The organism is Bradyrhizobium pachyrhizi, from assembly GCF_001189245.1.
Classification (GTDB): domain Bacteria; phylum Pseudomonadota; class Alphaproteobacteria; order Rhizobiales; family Xanthobacteraceae; genus Bradyrhizobium; species Bradyrhizobium pachyrhizi.
In genome coordinates, this window is record NZ_LFIQ01000051.1 from 68090 (window position 1) to 83838 (window position 15749).

The window sequence follows — 15749 nt, forward strand, 5'->3', positions numbered from 1 at the left end:
CGCGGCAAGCGAGCTCAGCGACATCCTGTTCCAGCACCTGCGCAACAAGCGGGCCGCCGCCATCGATCACCTCGCGGAGGGGCCGGACAGCGGCCTGGAGACGACGCCCCGGAACGACTAAAAGGGGCCGGCACAAGGATGGCTGGAGGGCAGCCATCCTTGCCCATTATGAATTCATAATGTAATTCTCACGTCGAGAGAATGCATAATCCATGCGCAACCCTTTGTTGCGTCATGGATCACATCGGATCTGGGATGAAGAACGCCACCTCGCTCGAACAGCGCCTGCGGTCCGAACTGGCCGGCGACGTGTTTTTCGACGCCTTCAACCGCGGCCGCTACGCGACCGACGCCTCGTTCTACCAGATCATGCCGGCCGGCGTGGTGGTGCCGCGAACCGTCGACGAGGCGCTGCGGACGCTCGCGATCGTCCGCGACGCCGGGCGGATCGTCACCCCGCGCGGCGGCGGCACCTCGCAATGCGGCCAGACCGTCAATGACGGCATCGTGGTCGACCTGTCCAAGCATCTGAACCGGATCCTCTCGCTCGACGTCGAGAATCGGACCTGCGTGGTCGAGCCCGGCATCGTGCTCGACGACCTCAACCGCCAGCTCAGGAAGCACGGGCTGTGGTTTCCGGTCGACGTCTCGACCGCATCGCGCGCCACGATCGGCGGCATGGCCGGCAACAATTCCTGCGGCGGCCGATCGCTGCGCTACGGCACGATGCGCGACAACACGCTGTCGATGGATGCCGCGCTCGCCGACGGCACGCTGCTGCATTTCGGCGAGGTGCCGCGCGACCTGACGCGGGTCAATTCGTCCGACAGCGGACTGAAGCTGTTTCGCGACATGCTCGATCTCGGCGAGCGCGAGGCGCTCGAGATCGCCGACAAATTCCCCAAGGTGCAGCGCCGCGTCGGCGGCTATAATCTCGACGCGCTGGTGCCACGCAACGCGCCGAACAATCTGGCGCATCTCTTGGTCGGCTCGGAGGGCACTCTCGCCTTCACGACGCAGGTCGAGCTCAAGCTGTGGCCTGTGATCCGCAACAAGGCGCTCGGCGTCTGCCATTTCGGCAGCTTCTACGAGGCGATGGACGCGGCCCAGCATCTGGTCAAGCTGCGGCCCATTGCCGTGGAGTTGGTCGACCGCACCATGATCGCACTGGGTCGCGAGATCGCGATGTTCCAGCCGATCATCTCGGCTGCGGTGCGCGGCGATCCGGACGCCATCCTGGTGGTCGAGTTCGCCGAAGAGGACCAGGCCGACAACCTCGCCCGTCTCAAGCAGCTCGGCGAACTGATGGCCGACCTCGGCTTCGGTTGGGATAAGCCGCAGCGCAAATGGGGCGGCGTGGTCGAGATCGTCGAGCCCACGCTGCAAACCGGCATCGCCGATTTCCGCGCCGCCGGCCTCAACGTCATGATGTCGATGAAGCAGGAGGGCAAGCCGGTCTCGTTCGTCGAGGATTGCGCGGTGCCGCTGCCGCATCTCGCCGACTACACCGAGCGGCTCAATGCCGTGTTCGCGAGGCACGGCACCCGCGGCACGATGTATGCGCATGCCTCCGAAGGCTGCCTGCATGTGCGCCCGGTGCTCAATCTCAAGCTCGAGAAGGACGTCAAGGCAATGCGCGCCATTGCCGAGGAAGCCTTCGCGACGGTGCGCGAATACAAGGGCTCGCATTCCGGCGAGCACGGCGACGGCCTGGTGCGCTCGGAATTCCACGAAGCGATGTTCGGGCAGCGCATCGTGGCCGATTTCCGCGAGGTCAAGCAGCGCTTCGACCCCGGCAACACGCTCAACCCGGGCAAGATCGTCGATCCGCCCAGGATGGACGACCGTTCGCTGTTTCGTTTTTCGCCGGATTATCGCGTCGGCGAATTGAAGACCGTGCTCGACTGGTCGGCCTATCCCGGCGCCGGCGGCGGCTTCCAGGGCGCCGTCGAGATGTGCAACAACAACGGCGCCTGCCGGAAGCTCGAAGGCGGCGTGATGTGCCCGTCCTATCGTGCCACGCGCAACGAGAAGGACGTCACCCGCGGCCGCGCCAATACGCTGCGGCTCGCGATCTCTGGCCAGTTGGGTGCGGACGCGCTCGCCTCCGACGAGATGATGGAGACGCTGAAGCTCTGCGTCTCCTGCAAGGCGTGCCGCCATGAATGCCCGACCGGCGTCGACATGGCCAAGATGAAGATCGAGGTGCTGGCCGCGCGCGCGGCGACGCACGGCCTGTCGCTGCGCGACCGCCTGGTCGGCTATCTGCCGCGCTATGTCGATCTCGCCTCGCGCTTTGCCCCGATCGCGAACTGGCGTAACCGGAGCCCGCTGCTGCGCGCGCTGTTCGAGAAACTCGCAGGGATCAGCGCCAAGCGCGCATTGCCGGAATTTCGCAGCGACACGTTCCGGCCCGACGCCACGGTGCTGGGTCCGGCGGATGGCCGCGAAGTGGTGCTGTTCGCCGATACGTTCAACCGCGGCTACGAGCGCGAGAATCTCGACGCCGCGATCGAGGTGCTTGTCGCCGGCGGCTATCGCGTGCATCTGCCGAGGCCATCGGACGGCGGACGGCCGCCGTGCTGCGGGCGAACGTTCCTGTCGGCCGGACTGGTTGAGCAGGCCCGCGCCGAACTCGACCGGCTGGTTGCGACCTACGTCCCGTTCGCGGCCCGCGGCGTGCCGATCATCGGTCTCGAGCCAAGCTGCCTTCTCACGTTGCGCGACGAGCTGCTGTCGCTGCGCTCGGATGAGGCCGCCAAGACCGTCAGCGCGCACGCGCTGCTGTTCGAGGAATTTCTGGCGCGCGAAGCGGAAGCCGGACGACTGGCGTTGCCGCTCGGCGCCGTCCCCGGCAAGGCCGTGGTGCATGGTCATTGCCACCAAAAATCCTTCGGTGCGTTCAAGCCGGTGGAGAAGGTGCTGCGCCTGGTGCCCGGCCTCGACGTCAAGACCATCGAGTCGAGCTGCTGCGGCATGGCTGGGGCGTTCGGCTATGGTGCCGACACCTATCAGGCCTCGATCGAGATGGCCGAGCTGTCGCTGCTGCCGGCTGTCAGAGGCGCCGATCAGGACACGCTGATCGTGGCCGACGGGACCTCATGCCGGCACCAGATCAAGGACGGCAGCGGGCGCACGCCGCTGCATGTCGCCAGCGTATTGGCGATGAGCCTGAAACGTGCGAAATCGAATTCCGACAGATTGTTACCGACAAAGGAAGAGGCCCATGGCTGAGCTCACTCTCGAAACTGCCCGCAAGATTCTGGATGCCGCGCTGGCCAAGGGGGTCGAGAAGAAGTTCAAGCCGCTGGTCGTTACCATCCTCGACGCGCGCGGCGCGGTGAAGGTGACGGCGGCACAGGACGGCACCAGCCTGATGCGGGCCGAGATCGCCCATGGCAAGGCCTATGGCGCGCTGGCGCTCGGGATGGGATCGCGGGCGCTGTTTCAGCGCGCGCAGGAGCAGGCCTATTTCGTTGACGCCGTGAACACGCTGGCGCAGGGCCGGATGGTGCCGGTCCCCGGCGGCGTCCTGATCATGGACGGTGCCACCCTGCTCGGCGCCGTCGGCGTCAGCGGCGACACCTCGGACAATGACGAGATCTGCGCCGTGGCCGGCATCGAAGCCGCCGGCCTCAAGGCCAACGCGGGCTAGGACGCGGACTCATTAAGGCGCGGCCATAGCCTGATTGACGCGAGCTGAACGAAGGCAAGGTAGTTGGCGGCGAGCCTGTCGTGGCGCGTCGCCACCCGACGACATTGTTTGATCCTGTTGAAGAACCGCTCGACCTGGTTCCGAGCGCGGTAGAGATATGGGCTGAAGCAGATCGGATCGCTGCGATTGCTTTTCGGCGGGATGTTGGCCCACGCGCCCTTCTTCACGGCAAGCTCTCTGATCCAGTCCGCGTCATAGCCACGGTCGGCAAGCAGCATTGAGCCGACTTTCAGACGAGACAGCAGTTTTCAGGCAAGTCGAACGTCGTGGGCCTCACCGGGGCTCAGCGCCAGTCGTACCGGCAGACCATTGCTATCGACTACCGCGGCAATGCTTCTGCCCGGGCCCCGGTTCGGCGCTCATAGCGTAGAAGCGGACATTAACTTGCCGACAACCCCGTTGGATCCGTCGAAAATGACCCGAAGCCGACCTCGCATCTTCGGTGAGGCCCTCGACGACCTTCCTGACCACAATGCCTTACTCGTCGAGCGACGACACCTTGCGCGTTTGCTGTTTGGACGCTTCAATGATGCATCCAGTTAAGATTTGGGCTAATGGCGAACCTGACAGTATCGATTGCTAACGCGCCGTCCGGGGCTGAAACACTCGCGGTCTCGTGGATCTCGATAGATGCTCCGGGACTGGGCATCACGTCGGCAGCGGTGGCTCGACCTGATGGCGCAGGCCCATTTCCTTCACTTCTTCTGTTGCATGGTAGCCATGGCTTCGCGCACGAATATGTGCGTTTGGCTCGGGATCTCGCCCGCACCGGTCTGCTCGCTGTGGCAGCCGGTTGGTTTCGAGAAGGCATCGGCAACGGGGTGCGGTTCATAACCCCGATCGCATGCCCGGAGATGCCTCCAGCTCCCGATCCACTGAGTCCGCAGGCCATGCGAACAGTGGATGCGCTGATGCAAGCGCTACGTACTCTGCCGGATGCATGCCCGGATCAGATTGGGCTCTTTGGGCACTCACGAGGTGGCGGCGCTGCCCTGAACTACACTCTTCGAGCAGGTGGCGTGCGAGCCGCCGTCCTTAACTCGGCAAGGTACCCAAGCCAGCTGACAGCGCTCGTTTCCGACTTGAACACGCCTCTCTTAATATTGCACGGCACAGCGGACAGCGTCGCGGACGGCGGGACCGAGTTTACCAACATAAGGATGGCGCGTGATTTCGAGCAGGCAGCGCGCGCATCTGGAAAGGTAGTGGAGACCGCGTACTACGAGGGGGGCCGACACAACGACATCTTCGAGAGCTCCGTTCGCTATCTCGATGCGGTCCACCGCATGTCAGCTTTTTTGCTGCGCCATCTTGGCACCTGACCCTTGCAGGACCTCACCACGAATGTGGCGCAGCAATAGGGCCGGTTGCGCCGCACTCGCGCTCGATCGACCTCTCCGTTCCTGGCTCAAGACCGAGCCTCTGAAGTGGCTACGTCTGCTCGTGGCCCTTTGCTGACATTCGGGCGACGCCGCTGGATGTCGCCTTTTGACCCATTGCAGAAGTCGCACTCAAGTCAGAGCCGAAACCAAGGCAGAGTGAGATAGACGCACGCGATCATCGAGAGTGTAGGAATTAGCCACACCCATCCCGACCAAACGTATCGCGCCGAACCTCCGGGCAGCGAAGCAGCAACAAGGCCGACCATCAGTGCCCCGAGCGCGGCGGTCGCGGCCCACCCGTACCAGTACGTCGCGGGAGCCAGAAATCCCATCGCAGGGTCAGCAACGTCTCGCGAATGATGCGTGCCCGCGAGCACGATGCCAAGCGACGGAAAAACGGTGAAAAGAGCAAGGTCCTTTGCGAGTGCGACCACGTAGAGGACGGCGAACGTGGTCCCGAATGCAAATGCAAAGCGGCGGAACGGGGCTGAAGATGTCATGAGCCAAAACCCATGATGTTGTTGGCGACGTGACCGGACAGAAAGCCCCACCAAACGATGAAGGCAAGTATCGAGGTGAGCGCGACGCGCATTTGGGTAGGCTCATCGGCAACCGGCCGTCGCCAGCAAACCCAGTAGGCGGGCAACAACGCCAATCCGATAGCGGCGAAATGTTCCTTGATGTCGAAGAAGCCGAGGACATACCAGTGACCCGCACGCTCCAATTCGGGCCTGACATCTACACGGAAAAAAAGGTAAATGATCCCACCCAGCAGGGTGGAAATGGCATACAGGACTACCACGGCATTGGCGAACGAGGCCGACGGTATGGAGCGAAAGCGGCCAAAGAAAGAGCCGGGTCGCGCGTCCGCCGATCCCCATGCCGCTAAAGTCTGGTGTGTTATCGCGCCAAGCAGTGCGACCGCGACCAAGCCGTGAATGATCAGAATAGCTGTCGCCAGGACCTCGCTCCCGTAAAAACCGGCATCCTGCTCACTTGAAGAGTTCCTCAGTCCTGAATGGCTCCGCCGACCACGGACGGAAGCGATTGAGGGTGAATTTCGTCTTCTGGCCGGGTTCAACGTCCACCAGGACGTAATTGTATTCCTCTTGCGGAGGCTGGCCCTTCCAGTAGAGGTCCTGCGGATAGTCAGCGGGCACCTTGATGCTGGTTCGCCCCGGCAGGATTGGGTCTTGTTCTGCGCCTCCACCGCCCAACATCAGATACTTTACCCCATCTACGTCGTAGATTTCCGTGGTGTGGACGTGCCCGTTCAATACGACCACCTCCATGTCCTTGGCATACGACGCAATCGCCTTGTGTGGGTTATCGGGAGCCGGGATCGGGCCTAAGCCCGACCGCGCAAACACGGGATAATGGAAGACGATAAACACCTTCCGAATACCGTTGGCCTTCGCCTCGTCCATCCACTTTTGAAGCTGGGTCATCTGCTCGGCATATTTTGGCCGATCAGCGTCCCACAGCGACGGCGAACGGTAGTCGTACTTGCCACTCCAGAGATAGATGAAGCGGGTGCCCTTGAAGTCGAATTTGTAGATGAGGTTTTCCGGCGTGACGCCGAATTTTTTCAGATACGGGACAGCCGAAAGAACGCCCTCAATCTTTGGGTCGGCCCACACCTCATGATTGCCTACACTCATGAAAAAACGTCCATCCAGACCGGCTGCGCGCAGCTCGTCATCCGGCGGGGGTAGCTTCTTCAACATCGTATCGTTCACGCGCTTCCAGTATGGGCTGTCAGTGACGGTCAAGCCCTGATTGCCCCACCAGACGGCGTCACCACTATTGACCACGAATTTGGCGCGACCTGATTGAACGTCCTTCACGATTTCACGGGTCACCCATTCGCCGCCCTGAAGCCGGAACATCGTCCGATGCACTCCAGGAAGCAGTTTCAAGTCTTCTACGGATGCCTCAGTGACCCAGCCTTTATCTAGCGTCAGGGTCATCACTTCCGTCTTAGATGCGAACGGCATGACTACCTTGATAAGGTCCTTGGTGACCGGATCGAAGATCATCTTCACATCCTTCGCTACGACGGCCTCGGCGACCTTTTCCGGCATGACCAACCCGAACATCTCGACGAAGAACTTGCTGAGGTCCGGCTGCCCTTCCTTCAGCGGGAGGTACATCATCGGGCGGGTGTCCCCGACCGCTGCGAACGAAAACCCGGCCCCTTCGGTAGACGGTGCTTGCGCGGTCGTTGTTTGCGCCTGCGCATTGGGAGCAAGCGGCACGGAGAGCACTGGCAGCGTTGTGAATGCACCAAGTACGAGGCGCCGACTGAGTGCGTTACGCCGGGAGAATTGCATGATAATCACCCCTGATCGAGGAGAGGGAATGGACCGCCGCACAGGGTGCGCAAACAACCGCAGGTAAGCTTGACATAGATCAACGCAGTCACCAGCCGTCGGCATTCCAACGTTTTTTTTTGCAATCAGTGAGAAGGGTGGTTGTTCTAACCAGTCGATCGAATAACGACCCATTGCGGCGGCGCACGAGTCTGCGTTTGGCCCATCGCGACATATTGCGCTGCCGCACTACCACGGCCGCTATAGTGGCAAAGCGGACATCGCGTTCGTCGCGCCACGCCGCAGGGCTTATGGGTACACGGCCTAGCGTCCCCTCCGTTCCGATGGAATCGGAACGAGGGTCTAGATTCCCGTTTTCGCGCATTTTCTTTACGCAAACCAGTTTCCACTTCGCCCGGAGCGCATCTCACGACGCGTTCCGGCGTCTCCGCGAGCGAGGCGGGCCGGGAGCACAATTTCGGAATATTAGAAATGTATTCCTGATTTGCCCGACGTGTCAAGTTGCCTTGTCGAACGCCGGCAGGCGTCGGCCCCTTTGCATGGGGTTGTTTTCGATATTTTGCCAGTGCGCGCCTGCGGCGGCCGCAGGCAGCGCGAGGTGAAGCGGCACAGCGATGTCTCAGCGTCCGGTCCAGGTCGGCTTGCGCTTTTCGCCGAAGGCCTTCAGGCCTTCCTTGGCATCCTCGGTCATCGCGAGCAGCGCGATCTGGCTTTCGGTGTAGGCGATGCTTTCATCGAACGACATCGAGGCGATCGCCCGCATCGCGTATTTGCCGCGACGGATCGCCGTCGGCGACTTGTCGACGATGCGCCCGATCAGCCAATCGACCTTGGCGTCGAGCTCGGCCGCCGGCACCACATAGTTGAGCAGACCCGCAGCCTGCGCGGCCCTGGCGTCGAACGGCTCACCGGTCAGCGCCCATTCGTTGACCAGGCGCGGCGGCGCAATCGATTGCAGCAGGCTCAGCACCTGCATCGGGAACACTCCGACCTTCACCTCAGGCAGGCCGAAGATCACGCCATCGCCGGCGACCGCCATGTCGGTCATGCACAACAGCCCCATGCCGCCGGCCATGCAGACGCCGCCGACCCGCGCGATCGCGGGCTTGGTTGCGTTCTGCGACAGCCGCAGCAGGTCGGCATAGTCGACATTGGGGCGCGAGAAATCCATCGAGAACGCCGCGCCGCTGTTCTGCAGATCGGCGCCGGCGCAGAACGCCTTGTCGCCCGCACCGGTCAGCACGATGACGCGCACGTCCTTGTCGTCATGCGCCTCGCGATAGCCCTTGGCGATGCCCGCGATCACACCGGCATTGAGCGCGTTGCGCTTGTCCGGGCGGTTGATGGTGATCCAGAACGCCTGCCCGCGCTTTTCGAGAAGAACGCTGTTGTCGGTCATGTTTCCTGCCTGTTTTCTTGCCTGTGCGCTGTTGTCAGCGCACATTTGCGGCAGGATCGGCGCCGACTGCAAGCAGGATTTATGCGGCGGCCGATGCCTTCCGGATCCAGACCTTGTTGTCGTGGAACGCGGCGCCGCCGAGCGGTGCGACGGCCTCCGCCCCGGTCAGCATGTTGATGCCGCGCCCCCCGATATGGGATTTGTTCGGATGGATCGACTCGGCGATCAGCACGCCGCGGCGAACGCCGTCGAACAGTTTTGCGGTCAGCGTGGTCTCGCCGCGCATGTTGCCGAGCGTCACCGCGTCGCCGTCGGCGATCGACAGGCTGGCTGCGTCGTCGGGATGGATCATCACGGTCGGCGCGCCCTCGCGGGCCTGCGACGACGGCGTTTCGTTGAAACTGGTGTTGAGGAAGCTGCGGGACGGCGAGGTCGCAAGACGGAACGGATGCTGCGCGTCCGCCTCCTCGATGATGGTCCAGTGGTCGGGCAGCGAAGGCATCTTGTCCCATGCGCCCATCAGCCCGCCGGTGCCGACCGGCACCTTGCCCCAATCGACCTTGAAGTGGAACTTCTTGTCGGCATGGGCAAAGCCGTCGAGATAATGCGAGGTGCGGAAATCCGGCTGCAGGTCGCGCCACAGCTCGGCTTCGAGCGTGTCGATGTCGCCGTGCCCGCTCTTCTTCAGCGTCGCATCGATCAGCTGGCGCGGCGTCATGTCGAAGCCGGGATGCACGGCGTTGAGCCGGCGGCCGAGCCCCTGCATCACCTCGTGATTGGAACGGCACTCGCCGGGCGGATCGATCAGCTTCGGGCCGACCGAGATGTGCTGATGACCGCCGCCGTAATAGAGGTCGTCGTGCTCCATGAACATCGTCGCCGGCAGCACGATATCGGCCATCTGCGCCGTCTCGGTCATGAACTGCTCGTGCACCGCGACGAACAGATCCTCGCGGGCAAAGCCCTGGCGCACCAGCGCCTGCTCGGGCGCCACCGTCATTGGGTTGGTGTTCTGGATCAGCATCGCCTTGACCGGCCCGCCGCCGCGCAGCGCCTCGGCATCGCCGGTCAGGATGCGGCCGATCTTGGACTGATCGAGCACCCGCGTCGAGGGATCGATCGCGTCGTGGCCTTCGATGATCGACTCGTCGAAACGCCAGATTCCGGCATTGTTGAAGAACGCGCCGCCGCCCTCATATTGCCAGGCGCCGGTCACCGCGGGAATGCACGATGCCGCGTGCATCTGGGCGGCGCCGTTGCGGCTGCGGGTGAAGCCGTAGCCGAGGCGGAAGAACGAGCGCTTGGTCTGTCCGACCAGCCGCGCAAATGCCTCGATCTCCTCGACCGGAACGCCCGAGATCACCGAGGCCCATTCCGGCGTGCGGGTCTTCAGATGCGCCTCCAGCTCGTCCGGGCAGTCAGTATAGCGCGCAAGATAATCGCGATCGGCAAATCCCTCGCGGAACAGCACATGCATCACAGCGCAGGCGAACGCGCCATCAGTGCCCGGCCGCAGCAGGATCTTGATGTCGGCCTGCTTCATGGTCTCGTTGTTGTAGACGTCGACCGCCGCGATCTTCGCGCCGCGCTCCTTGCGCGCGCGGGATGCATGCGTCATCACATTGACCTGAGTGTTCACCGGATTGGTGCCCCAGATCACGACCAGGTCGGAGACGGCCATCTCGCGGGGATCGACGCCGGCGATCTTGCCGGTCCCGGCGGCAAAGCCGATGCGCGCGATGGTTGCGCAGATCGTGCCGTAGAAGCGCGAATACTTCTTCACATGCGACAGCCGGTTGAGGCCGTCGCGCATCACCAGCCCCATGGTGCCGGCGTAGTAATAGGGCCAGACCGACTCGGCGCCGAACTCCCGCTCGGCCGCGTCGAAGCGCGCCGCGATCTCGTCCAGCGCCTCGTCCCAGGAGATCCGCGCGAACTGGCCGGAGCCCTTCGGGCCGGTCCGGCGCAGCGGATACATCAGCCGTTCGGCATGGTGAATCCGCTCGGCATAACGCGCGACCTTGGCGCAGACCACGCCGGCCGTATAGGTCTGCTGCTTTGAGCCGCGCACCCTGCCGATCGAGCGTCCCTCGATCACCTCGACGTCGAGCGCACATGCCGAGGGGCAGTCGTGCGGACAGGTGGAATGGCGGATGTCGACCTTGGCATGCTGGTTCATGGCCAAATTGGTAACATCAAATATCTCCCCCGCCGAGGGGCATTATTGACCCAGCCGGCGCGAAATCCGGGCACGTGCCATGCGGCAGGCGCCCGGACGGTCAGCTGTTGGCCTGAGCCGTCCCATCAGACGCGGAAGATACGCGTGTATCGCGATTTGATCGATTCCCCTTCCCGCTCGACTGCCACCGGATCGTCCTTCATCGTCTTGATGTCCCTTAGCGGCCTGCGTCCAGCCTTCTCCTTAGCCTGCGCGTGCACCGATCTGAGGCCGCCGATCTCGACATTGAGCTGCTGGCCCTCACGCCCGAGCGCGAAGGACTGGAACAGCCTGGCGGCATTCGGATGCGGACAGTCCTTGAAGATCCCGTTGGGGCCGACGATGATCGGTGACCCCTCGGTGGCGTAGACCGGCTCGACCGGGCGGCCGGCCTCCTTCATCTGGAAGATGTTGTATTCGTTGCCGTCGGCCATGACAGCACGCTCGCCGAGATCGAGCTTCTTGGGTGGATCCGTCGAGGACTGCACCTGCATGATGTTCTGCTTGGCAAGCTGCTCGAAAAAGATCCAGCCGAGATCGCGCTGCATCTGATAGGTCGCGGTCATGATGGTGCCGCTATAGCCGGGATGCGCCTTGACGATCTTGCCCTTCCATTTCGGATCCAGCAGATCGGCAAAGCTCCTGGGCGCCTCCTCGGCCTTCACGAGATTGGTGTTGTAGGCAATGATCGACAACCAGACCCGGAAGCTTGCGAATTGCCCGTCCGCGTCGCGATGCTCCTCGGGGTAGTATTTTGCGACCTCCTCCGGAACATAGGGCGCGAGAATGCCGTCGCGCTTCCACACGATGAAATGTGCGGCGTCGGAGGAATTGACGACGTCGACGGCATGAATGTTGCTGGAATATTCCTGGCCGACCCGCTGGAACACACGCTCCGCGCCGGTGCGTTCGACGCGCACGCTGATATCGGGGTATTTCGCTTCAAATGCCCTCGCCAGCTTCTCGGCAACCGGCAGATCGGTCGAGGTGTAGTAGACGACCTGTCCCTCTTTCTTCGCCGCCTCGATCAGCGTCGGCGTCACCGGTTCGGCTGGTGGCGCAGCAGCCATCACGCGCGTTGAAAGGGCGGCCCCAGCGAGCACGGCGCCCGAGCCCTTCAGCATGTCGCGGCGCGATAGCCCAGGATGTTTCCTCATATGATTCCCCGCACGCGATGGCGAAGTTTGAGTACACCGTCCTCCCGCTCTTATTCCGATGCGCGAAAACGGAGTCTGTCGTCGACAGATGCTTCAGGTTGCAGCTAGACTTCTGATCAAGAAACAAGACTAAAGTTGGGGGATTCAGTCAATGGCGAGCCTGCGATACGCCTTGGTGTTTGTCGCGGCGTTGCTGACCGAGTCCATGTCAGGCTCATATGCTGACGCCGAAGACTATCCTGCACGGCCGGTCAGGATCATCGTTCCCTTCGGTCCCGGCGGTCCGGCCGACGTCGTCGCGCGACGGATCGGCGGCATCCTGCAGGAAAGCCTCGGCCAGCCCTTCGTGGTGGAGAACCGCACCGGCGCCGGTGGCGTGATCGGCACGCTCGAGGCCGCAAAGGCACCGGCCGACGGCTACACCCTCCTGATGATGTCGAACACCCAGACCGCGAACGAATCGCTGGTACCGCAGCGCAAATATGAGCTGATGCGCGACCTGACGCCGATCGCGTCGTTGAACACTTCGGATCTCGTGATCGTGGTCCACCCCGCCGTACAGGCAAAGACCTTGCCGGAATTCATCGCCCTGGCAAAGGCCCAGCCCGGAAAGCTGAACTATGCGTCGTCTGGTCAGGGCACGCCGTACCACATGGCGGGCGAGCTGTTCAAAGCCATGGCCGGGATCGACGTCGTGCACGTGCCCTACCGCAATAGCGGCGAAGCCCGCGGCGGCGTCATCGGCGGCCAGGTCCAGATGATGATCGATGCCGTTCCCGCGATGGCGCCGAATGTCGCCGAAAAACAGGTGCGAGCGCTCGCAACGACCGGCAAGACTCGTTCGACGGTGCTGCCCAACGTTCCGACGGTGATCGAGGCGGGCGTGTCCGGCTACGAGGCGACGATCTGGCTCGGCCTGATGGCCCCGGCGGGCACGCCGAAGCCGATCGTCGACAAGCTCAACGCGGCGGTGAATGCGGCGATCAGGCGGCCCGAGGTCGAGAAGCTCTGGGCCGAGCAGGGCGCGGTGCCGATGACCATGACGCCGGAGGCGTTCGGCGCATTCCTGCGCGCCGATATCGTGAAGTGGGCAGACGCAGTCAAAAGGCTGGACAAGGCCCAGTAAGCACGCAGCGGCAGACCGCGAACGAAGGAACAGTGCGCATGAAGACGTTGAACATCCTGAGCGGCGGGGCGGCGCAGGGCCTGGTGCGCAGCCTTGCGCCCGCGTTTGAAGCCGAAACCAGCCTCGGCATTGCCGGCGATTTTGGCGCGGTCGGCGCCATGGCCGACAGATTGCGCGCCGGCGTACCGACCGACATCGTCATCCTGACCGCCGCTCTGATCGCGAAGCTTGCCGGCGAAGGGCTGGTTTTGCGCAGCTCGATCACGGACCTCGGCCGCGTTGAAACCGCCCTTGCCGTTCGGGCCGGCGATCCGTCGGTCAGCGCCGACGACGCGGCTAGCCTGCGCGCGGCATTGCTCGCCGCGGACGCGATCTTCGTGCCGGATACCAAGGCATCGACCGCAGGAATTCATGTCGCCAAGGTGCTCGCGCAGCTCGACATCGCTGATGTCGTCGCCGATCGCCTGAAGATCTTTCCGAACGGTGCGACGGCCATGCGACATCTGGCGGAGTCCAGAGACCGGCGGCCGATCGGTTGCACGCAATCGACCGAGATCATCAGCACCAGGGGTGTCGTGCTGTCGGGCACTTTGCCCCCGGGATGCGGGCTCGCGACAATGTATACGGCTGCGATCCCAACGCATGCATCATCGGCATCGCAGGCACAACGCCTGATCGCACTGCTGACGTCGCCGGAAACGTCTGCGCTACGCAGCCAGGCTGGCTTTGTTTCCGACGCAACCTAGCGCGCCAATTGCGTGAGACCGGTCGGCGGTCCGTCGACCGCGGTCCAGCCGCCATCGACGAACAGCGTGCTGCCGCTGACATAGCTCGCCGCGTCCGATGCAAGGTAGGCGACGGCGGTCGCGACCTCGTCGGCGCTGCTCCATCGATTGAACACGGTATGGCCGGCATAGAGGTTGTAGATATCGGGCCGCTGCTTGAACGGGCCGGTCAATGCGGTCTCCGCGATGCTCGGCGCGATCGCATTGACGCGAACGCCGGATCGCCCGACCTCGGACGCGAAACCCTTGACCAGAAGGCCGATCGCCGCCTTGGTCGATCCATAGACTGCAAGCCCCGGCTCGATGGTGACGGCACGCACCGAGGAACATGCAATCAGGCTGCCGCCCTGTTGCTTGACCATGATCCGGCCGAACGCCTGGAAGAACCAGACCGTGCCCTTGACGTTGAGGTTGATGACGCGGTCGAGATCCTCCTCGGTGTAGTCGAGGATGGTCTTGCGGATATTCAGCCCCGGCGTCGTCACCGCGATGTCGATGCGCTGGAATTCCGCCAGCGCTTTTCCCGCCAATGCCTCGACGTCGGCACGATCGGCCGCATCGCAACTGGCTGACGTTGCCGATCCGCCCTGCTGCCGGACCGCAGCGGCCGTTGCCTCCGCGCCTTCCTGTGCTCGATCGGCGCAGAGCACGCGCGCGCCGAGCGACGCCAGCGCTTCGGCCGAGGATTTGCCGATTCCTGAGGCCGCTCCCAGCACGACGGCGGTCTTGCCGGTGAGATCGAATAGCTTGCGATAGTCGGTCACGTGAATCCTCCGTTCGGCGACGCATGCGGGAATGCAGCACTTTCCCGATTTGCTTCGGGTTCGACACCGAGGGCAAGCGCCATCTTGCACAAGCGCGGCAAACACGTCAGCATTGTGGGCAGAAGCGCGCCTGCGCCAGCTCCGTCAAGAAAGGGCACCCGTCGTGAGGATCGTCGACCTGAGCCGAGAGCTCTATCACCGCACGCCGAGCTATCCCGGCCATCCGCCCATCATGCACGGGAAGTGGAAGAACCACGAGGAAGCCCTTGCGGAATCTCGAAACGTCTATGGCCTGGCATCGATGTTCATCTCGATGCCCGACCACGGTGGAACCCACATCGATGCGCCCCGGCATTTCGGCCCGAGCGGCATACCGATCAATGAATATCCGCTGGAAAAGTGCATTGTACCGGGCATCTGTCTCGACCTTCGCCACATTGCGCCGCGTGCCGAGATCACCCCTTCCGACCTCGAGACTGCCGTGACGAAGGCCGGACGGCCAATTCCGATGGGCGGCACCGTCCTGCTCTGCACCGGCCACCATGCCCGGACGTTTCCGCGCAAGGAATACGCGACCGACAATCCCGGCGTGAATGTCGCGGCCACCGAATGGCTGGCGCAACAAGGCATCGTTCATTTCGGCATCGACTCGATGCGCCCCGGTCCCGATGGCGACGAGAACCTGCTCGTTCACAAAGCCTGCCTCGATCTCAACATCACCCACATCGAAAGCCTGTGCAATCTGGAAACCCTGCTCGGCCAGGGGCAGTTCACCTTCATCGGTCTGCCGATGAAATGGCGCGACGGGACGGCGTCGCCGATCCGCGCCGTAGCGGTATTCGACCTTTAGAATCGCGATGCGGGGGCATA

Annotated in this window: 13 protein-coding genes and 2 pseudogenes; 7 read left to right on the forward strand and 8 right to left on the reverse strand. The window is 63.2% G+C overall.

Annotated features, from left to right (window positions below; translation table 11 throughout):
• The 3 genes and pseudogenes from AKL29_RS44550 to AKL29_RS08610 form a co-directional block, all read left to right on the forward strand.
• Positions 1 to 121 (forward strand): annotated as a pseudogene (locus AKL29_RS44550) (GntR family transcriptional regulator); the annotation flags it as partial.
• 134 nt (positions 122 to 255) lie between these two features.
• Positions 256 to 3234, forward strand: coding sequence for an FAD-binding and (Fe-S)-binding domain-containing protein (locus AKL29_RS08605; RefSeq protein ID WP_050383831.1), 2979 nt, complete (start codon positions 256 to 258; stop codon positions 3232 to 3234).
• Entirely contained in the window at positions 3227 to 3655 is a 429-nt protein-coding gene (locus tag AKL29_RS08610) for a GlcG/HbpS family heme-binding protein (RefSeq protein WP_050383832.1), read from the forward strand. Before AKL29_RS08605 ends, AKL29_RS08610 begins: the two co-directional genes overlap by 8 nt.
• Here the strand turns inward: AKL29_RS08610 and AKL29_RS08615 are convergent.
• Positions 3652 to 4047, reverse strand: a pseudogene (locus tag AKL29_RS08615) (IS5 family transposase); the annotation flags it as partial. The gene AKL29_RS08610 and the pseudogene AKL29_RS08615 sit on opposite strands and share 4 nt — an antisense overlap.
• Before the next feature lie 222 nt (positions 4048 to 4269).
• Here AKL29_RS08615 and AKL29_RS40400 point away from each other — a divergent pair.
• Positions 4270 to 5037, forward strand: coding sequence for a dienelactone hydrolase family protein (locus AKL29_RS40400; protein ID WP_082190514.1), 768 nt, complete (start codon positions 4270 to 4272; stop codon positions 5035 to 5037).
• Positions 5038 to 5231: 194 nt separating this feature from the next.
• Here AKL29_RS40400 and AKL29_RS08625 read toward each other — a convergent pair whose 3' ends face one another.
• From AKL29_RS08625 to AKL29_RS08650, 6 genes are all read right to left on the reverse strand, one after another.
• Positions 5232 to 5597: a hypothetical protein gene (locus AKL29_RS08625; protein ID WP_050383835.1), complete on the reverse strand. Its 366-nt coding sequence runs from the start codon at positions 5595 to 5597 to the stop codon at positions 5232 to 5234.
• Positions 5594 to 6028, reverse strand: a complete 435-nt coding sequence (locus tag AKL29_RS08630) for a hypothetical protein (RefSeq protein ID WP_050383836.1) — start codon at positions 6026 to 6028, stop codon at positions 5594 to 5596. The genes AKL29_RS08625 and AKL29_RS08630 overlap by 4 nt, the downstream gene beginning before the upstream one ends.
• 61 nt (positions 6029 to 6089) lie before the next feature.
• Positions 6090 to 7430 carry a metallophosphoesterase family protein gene (locus tag AKL29_RS08635; RefSeq protein ID WP_244481850.1) on the reverse strand — a complete coding sequence of 447 codons (1341 nt, stop codon included), beginning with the start codon at positions 7428 to 7430 and terminating at the stop codon, positions 6090 to 6092.
• 619 nt (positions 7431 to 8049) lie between these two features.
• Positions 8050 to 8829: an enoyl-CoA hydratase/isomerase family protein gene (locus tag AKL29_RS08640; RefSeq protein WP_050383959.1), complete on the reverse strand. Its 780-nt coding sequence runs from the start codon at positions 8827 to 8829 to the stop codon at positions 8050 to 8052.
• 79 nt (positions 8830 to 8908) lie between these two features.
• On the reverse strand, positions 8909 to 11008 hold the full coding sequence (locus AKL29_RS08645) for a molybdopterin oxidoreductase family protein (protein WP_050383837.1): 2100 nt from the start codon (positions 11006 to 11008) through the stop codon (positions 8909 to 8911).
• A 125-nt stretch (positions 11009 to 11133) separates the two neighbouring features.
• Positions 11134 to 12204, reverse strand: coding sequence for a substrate-binding domain-containing protein (locus AKL29_RS08650; RefSeq protein ID WP_050383838.1), 1071 nt, complete (start codon positions 12202 to 12204; stop codon positions 11134 to 11136).
• 205 nt (positions 12205 to 12409) lie between these two features.
• Between AKL29_RS08650 and AKL29_RS08655 the strand changes: the two genes are divergently transcribed.
• The gene (locus AKL29_RS08655; RefSeq protein WP_410712199.1) at positions 12410 to 13330 is read left to right on the forward strand and encodes a tripartite tricarboxylate transporter substrate binding protein; all 921 of its coding nucleotides are present in this window, start codon (positions 12410 to 12412) and stop codon (positions 13328 to 13330) included.
• Positions 13331 to 13368: 38 nt separating this feature from the next.
• On the forward strand, positions 13369 to 14076 hold the full coding sequence (locus tag AKL29_RS08660) for a molybdate ABC transporter substrate-binding protein (RefSeq protein ID WP_050383840.1): 708 nt from the start codon (positions 13369 to 13371) through the stop codon (positions 14074 to 14076).
• Here the strand turns inward: AKL29_RS08660 and AKL29_RS08665 are convergent.
• Positions 14073 to 14879, reverse strand: a complete 807-nt coding sequence (locus AKL29_RS08665) for an SDR family NAD(P)-dependent oxidoreductase (protein ID WP_050383841.1) — start codon at positions 14877 to 14879, stop codon at positions 14073 to 14075. The genes AKL29_RS08660 and AKL29_RS08665 overlap by 4 nt on opposite strands.
• Positions 14880 to 14910: 31 nt before the next feature.
• On the opposite strand from AKL29_RS08665, the gene AKL29_RS08670 reads away from it, so the two are divergent.
• A complete protein-coding gene (locus AKL29_RS08670) occupies positions 14911 to 15729 on the forward strand; it encodes a cyclase family protein (RefSeq protein WP_082190516.1) in 819 nt (272 codons plus the stop codon).
• Positions 15730 to 15749 lie beyond the last annotated feature (20 nt).